Below are 18,307 nucleotides of genomic sequence, written 5' to 3'. Positions count from 1 at the left end.
CAGAACCTTAAATAAGTACTTAAATTAGTTGGTTAGTTTGCCTGATTGGCTAGCTATTAATATCTTGCGTGGTGAGATTGGCACCGAGTTGGCGTAGCTTTTTAAAACGCTCGCGGGCTGCTTGTTTAGCCGCTGCTTCTACGGGTACAAAATCAAAAACTTGGTTAAACCGACGAATGTAATCCGGTAATTGAGTAGCCAAGTTAATTAAAACTTTACGATTGCCAACAGGTGGCGTAATACCAATTTCTACAGGTGCGCCGCCTTTAGGGCCTTCACCTTGTAAATTATGTGGCACAAAACTATCTGGATCGAATGCCCAAATTATTTCATCAATGGCACAGGCTGCTTCGTTATCGTTAACACAAATAAACACACGCTGCCCATTTCGATACTGATCGGCCGCAATTTGAGCAGCCAAAGCAAAATGATCGTCAGCCTTCGCTTTAGACTCATCTTGTTGCTTTAGAACGAAAAATTTAGCGTTCATGTTCATTGTATCGGGGTTTCCCATGACATTGAATGTATACCAAATTGATATACATAAATTAAGAGGCAGATTTTGCCATATAACGGGGTTTGCTTCAATTAATACACAAATAAATAAGGCGCCAAATGGCGCCTTATAAGTAGCTAAACAGTGTGTTTAATCTTGAGCGGCTTCACTTACGCCAGCTCTATTTAATAAATACTGAGTAAGCATTGGTACAGGACGACCCGTTGCGCCTTTTTTAGCGCCACTGCGCCACGCTGTACCGGCAACATCTAAATGCGCCCAATGATACTTTTTAGTAAATTTAGACAAGAAACATGCCGCAGTAATAGTACCCGCAGAGCGTCCACCTAAGTTTGTAAAGTCAGCAAATGGGCTTTCTAGCTGATCTTGATAGTCATCCCATAACGGTAACTGCCATGCACGGTCGCCACTTTGCTCAGACGCTTTTAATAAATCGTGTGCAAGTGGGTTATGGTTTGATAGTAAACCAGTCGCATGCGCGCCAAGGGCTACAATACAAGCGCCAGTAAGTGTTGCTACGTCAATAACGGTATCTGGATTAAAGCGTTCAACGTACGTTAGTGCGTCGCACAATACTAAACGACCTTCAGCGTCGGTGTTTAACACTTCAACTGTTTGCCCCGACATTGTTGTTAAAATATCACCCGGGCGATACGCGTTTGAGCCAGGCATATTTTCACAGCCAGCTAAAACACCAATAACGTTAATTGGCAATTGCATTTGTGCAAGTGCACGCATTGCGCCAATAACACCTGCAGCGCCGCCCATGTCGTATTTCATTTCGTCCATGCCTTCGCCTGGTTTTAATGAAATACCGCCTGAGTCAAACGTTAAGCCTTTACCAACAAGTACAATAGGGGCTTGGTCGTCAGCGGCGCCTTTGTAGTTAATAATCGACATAATCGATTCGTTATCACTACCTCGGCCAACAGCTAGGTAAGAATTCATACCTAGTTCTGCCATTTGCTTTTCGCCAATAATATCAACAGTGATGTTGTCAAAATTAGTTGCCAACTCTTGTGCTTGCTCGCCTAAGTACACTGGATTACAAATATTTGGTGGCATATTAGCCACGTCTTTACACAGCTTACTACCTGCAGCAATGGCTAAACCATGCTCAATGGCACTTTCGCCAATCGTTAGTTCGCGTCGTGTTGGTACGTTAAACACCATTTTACGAAGCGGACGACGAGGATCTACTTTTTTACTTTTTAATTGGTTAAACGTATATAAGCAATCTTGTGTTGTTTCTACTGCTTGACGAACTTTCCAGTAAGTGTCGCGACCTTTAACGTGTTGCTCTGTTAAAAAGCAGACTGCTTCCATAGAGCCTGTTTCGTTTAAGGTATTAATAGTTTTAGAAATAATTTGTTTATATTGCTTATCATCAAGCTCGCGCTCTTTACCACAACCAACAAGCAATATGCGCTCGCTTAATACATTGGGTACATGATGCAATAATAAAACTTGGCCTGGCTTACCTTCTAAGTCGCCACGGCGAAGTAAATTAGAGATATAGCCATCACTAATTTTATCGAGTTGTTCACCAATGGGGGATAACCTACGTGGCTCGTAAACGCCAACCACAATACATGCGCTGCGCTGTTTTTCTGGGCTACCACTTTTTACGTTAAATTCCATTGTCACTCCTGATTTTGAGTCATTTAAGTTAGTAAGTTGGGGCTAAAAAAGTATTTTCTAGTCTTATCTACGTAACTTATGTAAGGATAATTCTTATTTTAGCTGATTTTGCTAGACTCTTACTGTGTAATTGAACTTTATATGCTTAAGGGCTACTAATGCAACATTATATCGTGCACTTAGGTAGGATAATTAAATTTGATGGCTTATAATAATAGCCTATTTGCCGGTATTAATTGGGTAAAATAGCTATTTAACTATTCAATTCTCACTATCGTAGTGAAATTCCATGTTTAACAGGGGCGAGCATTGCTAATTTTCCGTTATTTGACCGCTGAGGTTTTAAAATCGCAGGTCGCCGTATTTTTAACTTTAATGACAATATTTTTGTCACAAAAGTTAGTTGGTATTTTAGGTGATGCCTCTGAGGGCAGCATTCCTGCTAAATTAGTGCTATCGATGATTGCACTAAAGCTTCCACAACTAGCCTCGCTAATACTTCCGCTGAGTATATTTTTAGGCATTATTTTGGCTTACAGCCGTATATATGCAGATAGCGAAATGACCGTCCTTAAAGCCTGTGGCGTAAGTGAATGGTATGTTGTGCGCGTAACGCTTATATCAAGCGTTGGGCTTGCCATATTAGCCGCTGCATTGACTATGTATATAGCGCCGTGGGCAAGCGAGCAAGAGTATCAATTGAAAGAACAAGCCAAAGCCGATGCGGGGTTATCTGCGCTCAGAGCTGGGCGGTTCCAAGAAACCGGTAACGAAAAAGCCGTGGTGTTTATTCATAATATTGAAAAAGGCGGCAAAGAGCTCAATAAGGTATTTGTTGCACAGTTACCCGATAGCGAAAAAGGCAATCTAGCGCGCTTAGTATATGCAGAGCAAGGTGTTGTGGTTGAAGCCGTAAATGGTGAGCAACAGCTAGTACTAACAGACGGTAAACGTTACGAAACAGACGGCACAACGCCTGCACTTAATTTAACAGAATTTGATGGTTACAGCGTACAAATACGAGAGCAAGAAATAGAGCATCAACGCCGTAAATTAGAGGCTGTGCCAACTAACCAATTATTGGCTATAAACACTCCTGAATCTATTGCTCAATGGCAATGGCGACTCGCTATTCCGTTATCAATCCCGCTACTTACCTTACTGGCAGTACCGCTAAGTGTGGTTAATCCTCGCCAAGGTAAATTTGCAAAACTAGTGCCTGCTATTAGCTTGTACTTAGGCTACTTTATTTTACTAAATGCCGCTAAATTTGCAGTTGAAGATGGCAAAATCCCGCCTTCAATCGGCTTGTGGTGGATTCATCTAAGTGCCTTGTTTATAGGTGGGTTATTAATTATAAAAGGGCGACCACTGGGCGCTTGGCTTAAAGCCGTAGTAACTAAGCGGGAGTTAGGCTCATGATGAAAACGCTTGATTGGTATTTAGGCCGCAGTATTTTACAAACTACCGGCTTTGCATTGTTGGTACTTGTTGGTATTAGCACCTTAATTAAATTTATCGACCAGTTAAAGTCGGTAGGGCGCGGCAGTTACGACTTAATGACTGCAATGCTTTACACGCTTTACACAATACCTGGCGATTTAGTGGTGTTTTTTCCGATGGCTGCGCTAATTGGTGGCTTAACGGGTTTGGGGGCACTTGCCTCAAACAGTGAGCTTGTAGTGATGCAAGCCGCTGGTATGTCGCGCTTACAAATAATTGGCTCTGTGATGAAAACGGCCATATTTATGGCTATCTGTATGATGGCATTGGGCGAATGGGGCGCACCTGAAGCACAATTGCACGCTAAAGAAATGCGTAACCAAGCAATACATGGCGGCGATGTGTTTAATACACAAAAAGGTGTATGGGCTAAAGACGGCAATAATTTTATTAATATTGAAGATGTTGATGAAAACGGCAGGCTTAACGGGGTGCATATGTACCACTTTGATAAATCGTTAGAGCTTACCCAAATTACTAAAGCAAGAGATGCACTGAGCCGAAAAGATGGCTGGCTACTTCGTGACGTTAATAAAGTTATTATCACTAGCGAAAAAACCACAACAGAGCAATTACCAGAAGAGTTTTACCCTTCGCAACTCACAGCTGAAAAGTTAGGGGTTGTTTCGGTAAAACCGGAGTCACTTTCATTTACTGGGCTTTGGTCGTATTTAAGTTACTTAGAGCAAAACGAACAAGACACAAGTACCTACGAGCTTGCTCTATGGCGTAAGTTGATGCAGCCAGTATCTGTTGCGGTAATGCTGCTGGTGGCGCTCTCGTTTATATTTGGCCCGCTGCGTACCGTTACTATGGGCGCACGTATTATTATGGGAGTTGTTACAGGGATTGTGTTTCACTTAACTAATGAAATATTTGGCCCTGTCGTTATGGTTTACCAAATACCTGCCATTATAGGGGCGGTATTACCCAGTATTATATTTATAGGCTTTGCGACATATTTGATGAATAAACGGGTATAGATTTACCTATTCAAAGCATGAAAAAGGGTGACCACTGGTCACCCTTTTTGCTTTTTAACTACTGCTTAATTACCGCTTAACTCACGATTTGAAAAGTTGGTATTAATCAAGCTCACTATAAATACGTCTGTTTTCTTCTTTAGTAAGTGCAATAACTTCTGTTTTAGAGATGTAATCTTGCAGTGCTTTTTTGTTTTTAAAATCTACTAACACCACCAAATTACCTAAACCGAGTAAAGCGCTAACGCTGCGGATAATTGATTGCGGCCAGCTAATTAAATTACCCTCAAGAGTTTGTACTTTTAAACGCCATGCACGCATGCCAATGGTTTGCCCGCTTTTAGTCCAAAAGTAGCCAAAAAATACTAAGGTAACAATAATTAAAAGAGCGGTACGAATACCCGAAAGAAGATTTGAATTTTGAATAAAGGCAGATACATCCTCTGCGCCATTTAAACTAATTACATCGAGAGAAATAAGCCCTTGAACGGCAAATAAATACAGCACTACAGTTAACATCGCAAACGCAATAATGGCTAACGTATCGTAAACTAACGACGCAAAACGGCGCCAAAAACCAGCACGTGGAAACTCACCCGACATAAATACACTCTCACTATTAATATGCGAGCTAGTTTAGCAAAAAAGCTTACAAATACTAAGACATGTTAATGTTTAGAGAGGGAATTGATTTTATTGCTTTAAGTTATTACCTACAGGGGAAATGAAAAAGACCCTGCTATTGGTAGCAAGGTCTTTTAATTTATAGCGGATTTAACCTAGCTTGATAGCAAGGTATTTTATGTCGTCACCACTTATTTGCGGTAAAAAATAAATATCGCCGTATTTAAAATACTGCTGCGAGTTAATTATTACGGCCTGTGCTGCCTGAGGCAATGAATCGTAAGTTTGGCCCAAGCTATAATCATTCACATTCCCCACTTTTATTGCCTGATTAAGACGGGTTGGTGGCTCATCAACCACTGTATAACCGTCATTATTTGCGACGTAATACACGTTTTGATATGTGTAGTAGGTGGTATTGTGATGCTTAAAATGCCTGTAATTTCTTGGTAGCGTATTTATACGCAGGCCTCTAGGTGGCGTAACTACATGGTAGCCTCTTTTAGCTTTACGGTAGTAAAGGCCGTCGTTAAACGTAAACGAAATACCATTAAATCTAATCGATGCGCTATTGCGTGGTAAATGGTTCATAAATCGATTTTGTCTGTAAGCGACTGAATTATTATGGCTTGTTAAGTAGTTATATTTGCGCTGGTTGTAGCGGTATTGTTCACGCTTTTCCTGCTTGTACTTAGCAAGTTTACGTTTTTCTTGCTTACGGTCTTCTCGTTTTTCTTTTTTATGCTCAATACGCTGCTTTTTTTCATGGCGGCGTTCATCGCGTTTATATTCAACACGTTTGTCGTGGTCACGTTTAAAGCTTTTATCATTCTCTCGCTCGTTTTGTGCTCCAAGCGCAGAGCCTGATACTGCGCCAATGGCGAGCAGTGCAGGTAGTAAAAAAGTAAGTTTCATAGTATTGCCTCGTTTATGTTTTTACATAACTGGGTTCAATACTAGCGGTTCAAACTGAATGTTAACTGACATACAACAGCAAACGGAGCTATGCTTACAGCTTTTTACATTTTACTGACGGTTCTTGACATAATATCTAGTTTTTGACGATTTTTAAGGGGGGTTATTACGAGAGATATTTTAATAATACTGCTATTAAATTATATATTTGGACTTTTTTGTTGTGCTTAGAAAACGTTATTTCCGTGCATTTTTAGATGGGAAAATACCAATAATAGAGTTTAAATGGTGTAAAAAGCTAAGTTTGCGGCGCGTTGTTTATTGCCGCAAACATGACTTTATATTTTAAAGGGCGCATCTATCTTTTAATAAATTTAAGGCTAGGGTGATACGTTATGACATTAACTTTAATAAATGCTGTGTTATTAACGTTTCTTTTAACAACTTTAACTGGAACATACTTGATTACCTTAGTTTGGTTAATTTTTTTCAGTTCTCGTTTTAGCTGAACCTTTTTATATTCTTGCTTTGTATATCTATCATGTGGTGCTGCAAATGCAGAATTAGATAAAGTGCCAATAACTAATAGTGCAGGTAGTATAAATGTAAGTTTCATAATATTGCCTCGATTGTGGTTAACATGGCTAGTATTGACGTTTGAAACTGAATGCCAACTGCATGTAAGGGCAACTGTAGGGAGGCTTTACACCCTTTTACTTATCTTTACTATTCTTGACGCTAATACCAATCCGCAGTAATACTTAATCAATTTGAGGGATTAAATCTAACGCTAACTCTATTAAAAAATGACTGATATATGGCTGCATAAATGCAGAGGGTAGGGCAATGAAAGAGCAATTGTCGAGAACAACTAATAACAAAATTTTAGCTGTGTTATCAACACCGTTTTCTTACCTCAAAACAGGTAGCTTGATTAAGCTACCAGGTATAAAACCGTATCGGTTCTATACCAATTCCATATATCGTTTAGAGTCTAGGTTGGCTACTTTTGATAAAAAGGATAATCGCTATAACCGACTTCAGTACCGCCATACATAGTGGCTGCATCGGCCTCGTTAAACGTCCAATTATTCGCTATACGCTCTGGTAAATCAGGGTTAGCTATAAATGGGCGACCAAATGCAAATAAGTCACCGTAACCTTCACCTAAAATACGTACCGCTTTTTCTACTGTGTATTTACCAGCATAAATAATGCGACCTGAAAATTCAGCTCGTACTGCTTTATAAAATTCTTGTGGTAAATCAGGAGCATTTTCCCAATCAGCTTCCGCTATTGATAAGTAAGCAATGCCAGCTTGCTCAAGCACTTTAACGGCTTGTACATAAGTATGATGAGGGTTTGATTCAACAAGTCCTAAATACACTCGTGTTTCATCTGTGCTTTCAAATAAAGGAGCAAAGCGAACACCTAAACGATCGGAGCCTACAACGTCACTTACCGCTTCAACTATCTCTTTTAAAAAGCGCAGGCGATTACTAAGCGTTCCACCGTATTGATCGTCACGGTTATTAGTATGCTCAGAAATAAACTGATTAACTAAATACCCGTTAGCACAATGCAGCTCCACACCATCAAAGCCTGCTTCTAGAGCATTACGTGCAGCTTGCGCATACATGTTTACCAGTTCGCCAACTTCAGTTGTTGTTAGTGCACGAGGCTCACTTGGGTCAGCCAATGCGCCTTCACCAGGTGCGGTTTCAATAAATACTTTTACATTGTCAGCAATAATATCTGAAGGGCCAACCGGTTTACCTGAATTTGGTTGTAGTGTGGCGTGCGATACGCGCCCTACATGCCAAAGCTGAGCAAAAATAACACCGCCTTTAGCATGTACTGCATGTGTTACTTTTTTCCAGCCTTCAATTTGTGCTTGCGAGTGAATACCAGGTGTCCAAGCGTAGCCTTGGCCACGAGGTTCTATTTGCGTGCCTTCGGTAACCATAAAGCCAGCCGATGCGCGCTGTGCATAATACTCAGCCATTAATTCATTAGGAATATTGCCCGGTTGTGTACTACGAGAGCGAGTAAGAGGAGGCATCACAATACGGTTTTTAAGTGTAAAAGGGCCAAGCTCAATTGATGAGAATAAAGGGGCGGTATTAACTGATTCTGATTTCATTTTAAATTCTCTTATAAAGCAAATAAAGGCTTAAATAGTGGTTAAGCAACGTTGGCAGCATAGAGATTTAAAGATACAATTTGAAACAACACTTTTTTGTACAGCATACAATTATGAATGGTATTAGCCGGCTCGATATAAAACAGTTAAGAGTGCTCAGTAGCTTGTTAGAGCTGCAAAATCTGTCGCAAGTAGCTAAAAAAATGGGGTTAACGCAACAAGCCATTAGTGAGCAACTACGAAAGCTACGAGACTTATTTGACGATCGCTTGTTTATTCGACAGGGCAATAACATGGTTGCTACTCCTAAAGCGCAAGGACTCAAGACGCCAGTTAATCATATATTAAAGCAATTAGAGTCGTTACTAGAGCCCGAGCAGTTTAGTCCGAAAACCTATAAAGGCGTGTTTACCATAAGCGCAACCGACTACGCCACGCAGGCTTTACTACCGCAATTATTTAATATTACCCGTCGCGAAGCCCCCGGTTTAAAGCTGATAGTGCGCGACTTTGCATCCGATAACGTTAATCAACTTATAACGGCAGGCGAGCTTGATTTATTGATTAGCTTTCCTGAGTTTATACCCGACAATCTTTCTTATATTACTTTGTTTGAAGAGCAGCATTTGTGTATTTCTGGTGTTGGTAACAACACTTACATGGAGCCTTTGAGCTTGGCGCAATTTGCAAAGCATCCTCAGCTAGTGGTATCGCCATCGCGTGCTAATTTACGCGGGTCGCACGATCAGTGGTTTGAAAGCCAAGGGCTAAAACGTAATATTGTAATGTCGGTACCGAGCTTTTCAGCGGTGCCTGACATTTTACATACAACCGATATGCTAGCGTTTTACCCATCAAGATTATTACCAAATAGCAAAGTTAAACAGCTAAAAATAGAAGCTCTGCCTCCTACATTTAAAGTAATAGCCGCATGGCATCCACGTACTAACAACAGCCCAATTCATAAGTGGTTGATAGAGCAATTACAAAACCTATAACAGCAAACTTTAATACAAGTATTAATGTAAGTATTAAAGCAAATACTGTTACCATAATTAACAATAGTTATTAAAGATTGTCGTCAGCTAATTACAGTGTCCTACAATTGTGTTTTAAGTGCGGTAAAGGAATTATAAAGCTAAATGTTTAAGTTATTTTTTGGTGTTTTTTGTTCTCTACTTTGTTTTAGTACTTTTGCTAACACAGTAAAAGAAGATGTTGAAAAGATACTAAGTGGATATTTAACGAGTAGTCAAAGTCGTGGGCTTATGGATAAGTTAGAGCGCAATTTACCTTATTCTTCATCGCTCGATACTGCTCGCGTTAAAACTGTAAAGTGTTGGTTTTATGACCCCCAAAATGACAATAATTACATAGCATTAAATGATTTACTGACAGATGCTAATCAAGCAATCAAAAAAGCTGGCTCGCCTAAATTAAAACTCGATTTACAAACATGCCAAGCATTTCATTTATACCAACAAGGCAAAGTAAGTACAGCCACTTCAATGGCTAAAAATGTTATTAGTGCCACCTCTAAAAATCCAGAGCTTTATTATCAACATGCGACAGCTAACTTAATATTAGGGATAATTTTTCGTTCACAAGGTTCGTACCAGCAAGCTTTTTTGGCATTTCAACAAGCTTATAATACCTTTGAACAAGGCGACTTTTCTTACGATAAAGCGCTTATACTTAAAGAGATAGGGCTTATCCATGCCGATCTTCACAATTTTTCGCTCGCTGAAGAACAATTGCAAAGAGCAATTAATGAGCTGACAAATTATAATGAGCAAGAATGGTACATAGCCACAGATAGCCTAGCCCAAGCTTACGAAGCTCAAGGTAATTATCAAAAAGCGATAGTGTTGTACAGCAGTATACTCCCTGCCGTAACTAAGTATGAAGACGATGAAGGGAATGCTTACTTACTCTTTAAAATTGCACAAATAAATATTCAATTAAATGAGCTGCAAGAGGCTAAACAATACTTAAATAAAGCCAGGGATTTAACGCTAAATAGTGAGTGGATTAAATTTATTCAATCAATAACAACAGCTGAGTGGTTAATTAAAAAGGGTCGCCTAGATGAAGCGGAGCTTCTTTATTTAGATTTTGAACAAAATAGTTCTCAAGTATGGTCAGTCGACTCTTTAACTCGTTTTTTAGAATTTAAGCGTGAATTAGCAGTGCAAAAAAATAACTATCAGCAAGAAGCCTTAGCTCAAAGAGAGTTATTAAAAATCGCAGATAGAAAAGTGCAAGAAATTGCAGATAATACATTACTATCTCAACGTTTAGCGTTTGACTGGGAACAGCAAAAACGAGAAATAACAAGGCTGCAAGAGTCATCAGAGGTAAAAGAGCAGTTATTAAATTTAGCTGATGAAAAAGCATTTTGGCAAATCGCATCTTTGCTGTTTTCTATTGGGCTGATATTGATTTTAGCTTACATAACTTATAAACAAACTCAGCATAAACAGCGATTTAAAACACTTGCATTAAAAGACGAATTAACAGGTATCGCTAATCGTAGAGCAATATTTGCATTTAAATACAACGCGATTAAAAAAAGCGAGTTTTTAGGGAATGCGTGTTCACTCATTGTTATTGATATAGACCACTTTAAACAAGTAAACGATACATATGGACATGATATTGGTGATGAAGTTATTATTTCTACTGTTAAATTTATAGAAAAAAACATTCGTCAAACAGATTGTGCAGGTAGGGTTGGTGGAGAAGAATTTTTAGTTGTTTTACCTAATATTGCACTTAGTTTTGCGCATGAAGTTGCCCAGCGTATTCGCGAAAGTATTGAGAATGTTACTCATACCTCACTCCATATAAAATCAACAGTAAGTATTGGTGTAGTACAAGTTAAAGCGGGCGAAGCCCCAAAAGATGCATCCCGACGAGCTGATGAAAAATTATACGCAGCTAAAAATGCAGGCCGTAATAAAGTAATGGTTTAATAACTCAATAATTATTGAGTTATTAAACGGCTAGTAATTTATTATTGAAAAATATAGCAAGCTAATTCACCTAATACTCATATGTATTGAGAGTGTATATCCTTCTTCGATACCTTTCAAAAAGAAGCTCTGCCTCCTACCTTTAAAGTAATAGCGCATGGCACCCGCGTACTAATAACAGCCCTATTCATAAATGGCTGATAGAGCAGCTGCAAAATTTATAAAATCCTTAGAAATGCAACAAGATCTAAACGCTCTTGCTTAGTTAATTTTAATGGCTTTAGCAGTTTCGTCGTTTTAGGAAAATGAGGATCGTTTAATTGGTTTTTCCTAGGTTTAGGTCTTGCTCCACCATGGTTGTACATGTTTACTATACCTAGTAGGTCATCAAAAAGTCCATTGTGCATCCAAGGAAATGTTTGTGTTAAACCAAGTAGAGAAGGGGTTCTAAATAACCCTATATCACTTGGATTATTTGTAATATTAAACCGGCCTTTATCTTCAAAACTACGGCCGTAGTAATGAAGGCCAGTGCCATGAAATTGGTTGTCACTTAATAGCGCGCCATTATGGCAAGTCATACATTTTGCTTTGGTTCTAAATAAATGTAATCCGTTTAATTCACTATCTGATAAGCGTCTAACCGCTTTTTTTGGATTACTCTGAACCTCATTAATAAATGATTTAAAACGAGTATTAGGTGCAATGAGTGTTCGCTCAAAAGCTACGAGGGCTTCTGCCATTTGTGCCATGGAGAGCGTATTTGAATTAAAAGCACTTTTATTAAATGCCGTATAGCTTTTATCTTTATTGACTCGCATTAAAGCTTTTTGTGGATCTAAGTCCATTTCAATTGGGTTGCTAATGGGCATAAGTGCTTGTTGCTCAGCTGTTTTAGCGCGACCATCCCAAAAAAAACTTTGCCACTGATCTATACCAAAAATTGCAGGGGTATTGCGGGTGCCCACTTGATCATTTATACCGATTGCAGTGGCACGACCATCATGAAAACCCTTATCTCGTTCATGACAACTTGCGCAGCTTACGGTTTTATCGCGTGAAAGCTGTGTATCATGAAAAAGCTTATTGCCAAGTGCAACGTGCTCTGCCCGTGGAGTGGCTATTGGCAATAGCGAAAGAGGCTCAACTATACGCTCATCACTGGTTTGAATGGCAGGCCAATTTACTTGGCTCTTACTATACAAACCACGTAGCTCTGTGTTGCTGTATTGTTGAGCGTGCATACTAAGGGGGAGTAATAATGTTATTAAACCAAGTAGCTTAATCATATTTATAAGTTACTCCAAGCCAAAACATTCGACCAGGTTCAATGCCAGCGGCTCCTTCGTTTACATTGTAAGTACGGGCGTTTAAAAGGTTAGATACATCAGCGCGTATTTCTACGTTGTGTTTTTCACTAATTTTAGGATTATATCGTAAGCTTAAGCCGACCATAGTGCGGGCACGAATAACACGTTGCTCATAAACATCAACCAAAGTAGATGTAATAGGGCAACTAATACAGCTCTTGTCTAGCTCAACGCTTTCACTCGCGCCTGTGCTAACAGCTGTATCAAAGCTACCACTATAGGTAATGTTTAAGCCTGTACTAAGTGAATCAAGCCAGTCAACATTCCAACCCATAGCGCCGGTTACGGGAGTTCCAAAATTGGTGCGAATTTGAGATAACTGGTTAAGTGTAACAAGTTCACCTTCTTCTTTAGCATTAACGTAATAAACTAGCTCATCAAGAGGGGTGTTATTTGCGGTTGCATTGTAGCTGTCGTTTGACACTTTATTTTGCGCATATGAAGCATTTGCCCAGAATGAATGTGCTTTAAATTGTGCACTCCATGCAATCGAGTAACGCTCAGAGCTACCTGTACCGCTGTTTGTTATTTCAATATATTTGAAGCCATCTTCACTTGGCGTATCAGCAGTTGAGCGAGACAATTGTTGATGCTTTTTCCGTTTTACATACTTAAGTGAAAAGTTACCAATTTTTTCAAATGAGTGAGCTATACCAAAAGCTAACTCGTCATCAAAAGGTGTTTGCACATCGTTAAAACGATATTTAAATGCGCCAGTGTAATTAGAGGGTAACCAGCCTTGTAAGTAGCCGTTTTCGATAGGGCGGTATTCGTTATACGAAAAGTTTTGTTGCTCTTTTATTTTATAACCAATAATTCCTGAATCATAATAACGGTTTACGCCTGCGCTTATTATTGTACGTCCATCATTAAACACATCGTAACCAAGCGAAATACGCGGGGCTAAGTTATGATTTTTTAAAAAATCATCATAGTTATAGCGCATTCCTAAGTTAATATTTACATGACCAAGCGTTAAATGATCGGTGATATATAAAGCGCCACGGTTAAGTCCTACATTTATATATTCAGCAGGTGTAACTTTACGACCATTAAAATACTGTGCAGTACTTACAATGTTATCGCTATAAGCTGCAATATGTTCAGGGTTATTAAAATCAATACTCCCTCCCAATTGCTCGGTAAGTTGCTCTATAGAAATAGCAGATTCAAGCGATTGGCAATCAAGCGTGTAACCGCTGCAATTAAGTGGTGCACTGGCGCTTGACCAAATAATAGGAGAGTCGTATGTGTAACTATTTTGAAAACGTTCACGTTTCACTTCTTGGTGTATAAGCTCTATACCAGCTTTAATATTGTGCTCTACACTCAAAAATTTAAACGTATTAAAATCGAGAGTGTTTTTCCAACTCGTGGTCAATTGTGTGTTATCGAGCGCCCCATACCCACCTTGCTTGGAATAACGCGTATTAGATAATCCTTGGTCCGCAAATTCTCCCCATTGCTTTCCTTTTGCCTGCAACCAATTATAAAAGTGATCTTGGGACTCTCGACTGCTATCGCTTAAATTTACATTAAGGTTACTGTGCCATGTAGCAAAGCTTAAATTTTCTGTTAGCGATATTACGCCGCCCACTGCTCCACCTTCTAAGTGAAAGTTACTGTCTTTGGTATCAACAATAAAGTTATCAACTTCGTAAGGGGCGTACATTAAACTAATATCAAGCTGATCGACCCAGCCATTTTTGTATCCATATTTAACTAATGCATTAATATTTCGGCGACTTTGCGTTTTTGGTTGACCCAGTGAAAAATCACTAATGTCGCTGGTAAGGTAATTAACGCTTACCATAAGTCCGTGGCGTTCATTGAGTTGTTTATTGGCGCTCAATGAGTAACTTATTTTTTTAAACTCTGGGGCTTCTAGCGCTTCATCATCAACATTTCGTTGTCCAGACTCTTCATCAGCTTTAAGAAAATGGTATTCTCCCCAGCTACTTTGATTCCCACGCACACCAAAGCTAAAGCTGTCTTTTGCAAAAGCACTTTTGGTTTTAGCATCAACAATTCCACCTGAAAAACCACCAAATTCGGCTGGAATGTTATGGTCGTACACGGTTATTGATTCAACAATATCTGAATTTACATTCATGCTTTGCACACCGCCCGACACATCATTGCTGGTAGCTGTAACTCGTGTAGCACTGGCGGGATCAATACGGTTGTTGTAGTTCATGCCATCAATCGAAAACCCTGTTTGCCAAGGTTGCGCGCCAGAAATAGATATTTCGGGTGCGCTAATTTCAGCCAAGCTTTCAATACTAAAAGCGTCGTTACTGAGTTGTACTCCAGGGAGGAGGGCAATTAACTCATTTATATCCCCATTACCTTTAGCGGTCGAGGTTATAAAGTTACGGTCGAGGTATGAGCGACCAATTACTTCAGGCACTTCAATACCTATGTACTGACCTTTTACTTCTATGTGTTCTAAGGCTTCACAACGTTTTTTTTCTTCATTTTGTAAAGTACTGCATATGGGTTTTGACTGGTCGGTCTGCTCTTGCTCGTTCGCTGCATAAGCGTTTTGGGTAAGCAAAAGCAGACACGCTAAGGTGCTAGGTGTCTGCATTTAAATCTCTTAATTAATTACCAAGTGGAGTACTGTCTTCGCTATCAATAATGCCGTCATTGTCGGCATCTTGATCGGCTATTAAACCTGAGGCTGTTATGTCGTCTTCGCTTACATTTGGTAGGAAAAAGTTAGGAAGTCCGTCGTGATCGGTATCTACACTGGCAACTGCTTTTTCTCTAAAGTCATCACGGGCAGCTATTAAACTTGCCATTTCAGTATAAAGGTTGAGTTTATCTGCTGAGCCATTTACGCTATTTTCAATTAACGAAATTGCTTTAGCATTATCACCAAGAAGCACATGAGCAGAAACTAAGTCCATCATATTACTTTGTAATGCGGTGTCTGAAAGCGCAGTAATGCGTTCCTCTAAAGTATTAATTAACGTAGACGTTGGTGCTTTAAATCCTTGGTATTTAGCTTCATAGTCATTAATGTTTTGAGCATTAGCCCCCATAGATGACAACGCACTGTAAATAGTGAAATACCCAGTTTTAGGCGCTTCAATATCTAAAATATACTCTTTTAAAAGCTCAACTAGATCGGTTAATTGGTTGCTATCAAACTCTGAAATTAAAGGCGTAATTTCTTCAACCGATAAAGTAAATGTGTCTAATGCTTGTGTTGAATAACCCGCATCAATCATAAAACCAAGTGTTTCTAAGCGGTTCTCAAAGCGATCTTCAGGGGTTTCTAGTTCTGATATATGGTTAAGTAATTGCGTATATATAGCTGGGATACCATCTGTTGAGCCAGATCGAGTTAGCGTCATTATTACATTGCTATGAACTGAAATTTGGCTGCTAGATGAGAGTGTTTGTAGCTCACCGCTTTGTAGTTTTTCGAGCATAGTAATGCACTTTTCAGCTTGAACTTTTTCATCCATACCAACGCGACCGCTTATTTCAACAAAAGCAGAGCAGCCTCTAAAACCAGTAAGATACGTTGCATAACTCTCGGCTTGTATGTACTCATCTGAAATAAGTAAGTCACCGGCATAATTCATTACTTGTTGAGCTAAATCATTTCGATTAAATTGGCTCAAAATAAGTGCAGTACCAGGTAAGTTTGTAGTATCGGTTAACCCCTGAAATAGCACGTTATATTCATCTTTATCTTTAAAAGGTTGAGCAACTTCATCGAGTACTGTTGTGGCATCTTCGCCTGCTAATAAACGCTGCGCCACAATAAATGAAACCATTGAGCGTTGTGAAAATGATTGCTCCCACTCAGATGTAATTAGTTCATATGCAGGGTTTTGAGTTGTGTCGTACAGCGCCTCGATAAGTGTAGCCAAATTACTTAGTGCATACGGGTAGTAGCTAAGAGTTGCTTGTGAATAAGGTGAGGCAGCATAATTATAATTACTATCGAAATTAGTAATACCATAAAGAGCGAGTGCTTTATTAGTATATTCACGTGCAAGTTCTAACTGATTAGTTTGTAATAAAAACTCTGCCGACCATGCTAAATATAATATACGAGAGCGGTGAGTTGGCTCTCCTTTATAATCACCATTTTTTGCTATTACGTAGCCTGTTTTATTACTTAATTGAGCGAACGATTTAGCGAATAACTTTGCAGTTTCTAAGTTTTCAGCAGTGGGTGTCGCTGCATATGATTCAAGAGTTGAGCTTGCAGCACTTGAAAATGCAGTAATAAAGTACCCAAATGTAGTTGTAAACTCATCCTGTGCTGCGTTTAATGCATAGCCTTCAATTTGTTCAATTAAGCTAGTTGCTTGCGACAGTTGTAATGCATCTAAATAGTCTCGTGTAATAGTTAACAACCAAGATGCATCATTTCTGTCTATATTATCCAATCCTTTTTCAGCAAGGTATTGGTTATAAGATGTTAAAGCTAGCTCTCTATATTCTATAGCTTGCTCAGAGCGATTAATCGTATCCAGTGCACTGGCTACTTTTAAAAGCCCATCGGCATAGGCTGTTTGTTCATTAATCAGCGCTAAATACTCTTGTGCGGTAGTTAAAAAACCAGCGCGCGCATAAGCTGTAGCTTGAGTTTGATAAATACTATAACGAGATAGTTCATCGTTAATATTTTCTGTTATTAAATCGGCTTGTTTTAAATGAGACTTATCTGAGCTGTAGTAGTAGTTACGTTTGTCTTCATTTGTTACATAAGAGGGGCTAAGTGAAATAGTCGCAGTTAATGGCTCACTTATAATGCCGTCGGTATAACTAACGGTAAATTCATCATTTTGCGTAGTGAGTGTTTGTGCCTCATAGCTAAATTCACCAGTTTCACTATTTATAGATATTACACCACTACTTGGCGGTGTAAGTAGCGTAATGCTCACTGCATCACCATCAACATCACTAGTATTTATTTTACCTACACTTGTTGTTGAGGTAGTAAATGTAACATTAGTTGTTGAAATAGTAGGTTCATCATTAATGTTTTCAATAATAAAACGTACAACAACATCAGCGCTTAAACTGCCGTCACTTGCTGAAATAGTCGTGCTATCTTCACCAAAAAAATCAGCGTGTGGTGTGTAAGTAAATTCACCGTTAGCCTCTAATGTAATAATGCCGTTACTTGGCGATTGCGCCAAAGTATAACTAAGCGGGTCGTCGTCAGTGGCTGAAACCTGTCCTGAAAAAGCGGTATCTTCGTTAAGCGTAAAACTTAAATTTGATTGGGTAAATAATGGTGCACTGTTGCCCGAGCCGCTTCCACAACCTGCTAAAGCGAGTGCGCATAAAATAGGGGTAAATTTAATAAGTCTGTTCATTATTGTTAATATTAGAAGTTAATAATGTTGCGAATGATAACGCATATCAATTGTGTTTCACAGTTCGAAGTCGGTATTTATGTTAAAAATAAGAATGTTACCTTTAACTAATCAAGGGTTTAAAAAACAAAGAGACGTTAAAGTAGAAAGGTGTATAGCTAATGTAAATATTTTAAGTTCAGCTAAAAAGTACTCATATACTTAACTAATGAAAGCTTTTCTCATTATTAAATGTAGGAGCTGAACAAAATTACCACCTATAAAATAGCTTAAAATATGAGTTTGCAT

13 protein-coding genes are annotated in these 18,307 nt (G+C 39.0%); 4 read left to right on the top strand and 9 right to left on the bottom strand.

The annotated features are described in order from the left end of the window. Positions 1-49: 49 nt before the first annotated feature. Both I6F66_RS14910 and pepA read right to left on the bottom strand, forming a co-directional pair. On the bottom strand, positions 50-496 hold the full coding sequence (locus I6F66_RS14910) for a DNA polymerase III subunit chi (protein WP_007587285.1): 447 nt from the start codon (positions 494-496) through the stop codon (positions 50-52). Positions 497-646: 150 nt separating this feature from the next. Continuing rightward, entirely contained in the window at positions 647-2,158 is a 1,512-nt protein-coding gene (gene pepA, locus I6F66_RS14905) for a leucyl aminopeptidase (protein ID WP_007587283.1), read from the bottom strand. A gap of 309 nt (positions 2,159-2,467) precedes the next feature. Between pepA and lptF the strand changes: the two genes are divergently transcribed. Beyond that, positions 2,468-3,580: an LPS export ABC transporter permease LptF gene (lptF, locus tag I6F66_RS14900; protein WP_002962016.1), complete on the top strand. Its 1,113-nt coding sequence runs from the start codon at positions 2,468-2,470 to the stop codon at positions 3,578-3,580. Beyond that, entirely contained in the window at positions 3,577-4,644 is a 1,068-nt protein-coding gene (gene lptG / locus I6F66_RS14895) for an LPS export ABC transporter permease LptG (protein ID WP_165727265.1), read from the top strand. Before lptF ends, lptG begins: the two co-directional genes overlap by 4 nt. A gap of 102 nt (positions 4,645-4,746) precedes the next feature. Here lptG and I6F66_RS14890 read toward each other — a convergent pair whose 3' ends face one another. The 4 genes from I6F66_RS14890 to I6F66_RS14875 all read right to left on the bottom strand — a co-directional run bounded on the left by I6F66_RS14890 (position 4,747) and on the right by I6F66_RS14875 (position 8,326). Then, positions 4,747-5,247 (bottom strand): RDD family protein, encoded by a 501-nt coding sequence (locus tag I6F66_RS14890; protein WP_007587274.1) that lies wholly within the window; start codon positions 5,245-5,247, stop codon positions 4,747-4,749. A 171-nt stretch (positions 5,248-5,418) separates the two neighbouring features. After that, on the bottom strand, positions 5,419-6,183 hold the full coding sequence (locus I6F66_RS14885) for a DUF6515 family protein (RefSeq protein WP_165727266.1): 765 nt from the start codon (positions 6,181-6,183) through the stop codon (positions 5,419-5,421). Between the two features lie 358 nt (positions 6,184-6,541). Beyond that, positions 6,542-6,799, bottom strand: coding sequence for a hypothetical protein (locus I6F66_RS14880; protein ID WP_165727267.1), 258 nt, complete (start codon positions 6,797-6,799; stop codon positions 6,542-6,544). A gap of 387 nt (positions 6,800-7,186) precedes the next feature. Further along, entirely contained in the window at positions 7,187-8,326 is a 1,140-nt protein-coding gene (locus I6F66_RS14875; protein ID WP_165727268.1) for an alkene reductase, read from the bottom strand. 80 nt (positions 8,327-8,406) lie between these two features. Between I6F66_RS14875 and I6F66_RS14870 the strand changes: the two genes are divergently transcribed. Together I6F66_RS14870 and I6F66_RS14865 are read left to right on the top strand one after the other, a co-directional pair. Then, complete coding sequence (locus tag I6F66_RS14870; RefSeq protein WP_197176283.1) at positions 8,407-9,324, top strand: LysR family transcriptional regulator; 918 nt, start codon at positions 8,407-8,409, stop codon at positions 9,322-9,324. 144 nt (positions 9,325-9,468) lie between these two features. Next, on the top strand, positions 9,469-11,301 hold the full coding sequence (locus I6F66_RS14865) for a diguanylate cyclase (protein ID WP_165739951.1): 1,833 nt from the start codon (positions 9,469-9,471) through the stop codon (positions 11,299-11,301). A gap of 218 nt (positions 11,302-11,519) precedes the next feature. Here I6F66_RS14865 and I6F66_RS14860 read toward each other — a convergent pair whose 3' ends face one another. The 3 genes from I6F66_RS14860 to I6F66_RS14850 are packed head-to-tail and all read right to left on the bottom strand — an operon-like array spanning position 11,520 to position 18,019. Then, positions 11,520-12,590, bottom strand: a complete 1,071-nt coding sequence (locus I6F66_RS14860; RefSeq protein WP_165739953.1) for a cytochrome-c peroxidase — start codon at positions 12,588-12,590, stop codon at positions 11,520-11,522. After that, a complete protein-coding gene (locus I6F66_RS14855; RefSeq protein WP_165739955.1) occupies positions 12,583-15,261 on the bottom strand; it encodes a TonB-dependent receptor plug domain-containing protein in 2,679 nt (892 codons plus the stop codon). The genes I6F66_RS14860 and I6F66_RS14855 overlap by 8 nt, the downstream gene beginning before the upstream one ends. A gap of 13 nt (positions 15,262-15,274) precedes the next feature. Then, positions 15,275-18,019 (bottom strand): Ig-like domain-containing protein, encoded by a 2,745-nt coding sequence (locus tag I6F66_RS14850; RefSeq protein WP_197209437.1) that lies wholly within the window; start codon positions 18,017-18,019, stop codon positions 15,275-15,277. Positions 18,020-18,307: the final 288 nt, after the last annotated feature.

This window comes from Pseudoalteromonas sp. NZS100_1 (genome assembly GCF_015864285.1).
Lineage (GTDB): Bacteria > Pseudomonadota > Gammaproteobacteria > Enterobacterales > Alteromonadaceae > Pseudoalteromonas > Pseudoalteromonas arctica.
Note: the sequence above shows the minus strand (reverse complement) of the source record. Positions and strands in the feature narration are given on the sequence as shown.

Coding starts and splice junctions, on each gene's coding strand:
- I6F66_RS14910 (WP_007587285.1), bottom strand. CDS start 496: ATGAACATGAACGCTAAATTTTTCGTTCTAAAGCAACAAGATGAGTCT.
- pepA (WP_007587283.1), bottom strand. CDS start 2,158: ATGGAATTTAACGTAAAAAGTGGTAGCCCAGAAAAACAGCGCAGCGCA.
- lptG (WP_165727265.1), top strand. CDS start 3,577: ATGATGAAAACGCTTGATTGGTATTTAGGCCGCAGTATTTTACAAACT.
- I6F66_RS14890 (WP_007587274.1), bottom strand. CDS start 5,247: ATGTCGGGTGAGTTTCCACGTGCTGGTTTTTGGCGCCGTTTTGCGTCG.
- I6F66_RS14885 (WP_165727266.1), bottom strand. CDS start 6,183: ATGAAACTTACTTTTTTACTACCTGCACTGCTCGCCATTGGCGCAGTA.
- I6F66_RS14880 (WP_165727267.1), bottom strand. CDS start 6,799: ATGAAACTTACATTTATACTACCTGCACTATTAGTTATTGGCACTTTA.
- I6F66_RS14875 (WP_165727268.1), bottom strand. CDS start 8,326: ATGAAATCAGAATCAGTTAATACCGCCCCTTTATTCTCATCAATTGAG.
- I6F66_RS14865 (WP_165739951.1), top strand. CDS start 9,469: ATGTTTAAGTTATTTTTTGGTGTTTTTTGTTCTCTACTTTGTTTTAGT.
- I6F66_RS14860 (WP_165739953.1), bottom strand. CDS start 12,590: ATGATTAAGCTACTTGGTTTAATAACATTATTACTCCCCCTTAGTATG.
- I6F66_RS14855 (WP_165739955.1), bottom strand. CDS start 15,261: ATGCAGACACCTAGCACCTTAGCGTGTCTGCTTTTGCTTACCCAAAAC.
- I6F66_RS14850 (WP_197209437.1), bottom strand. CDS start 18,019: ATGAACAGACTTATTAAATTTACCCCTATTTTATGCGCACTCGCTTTA.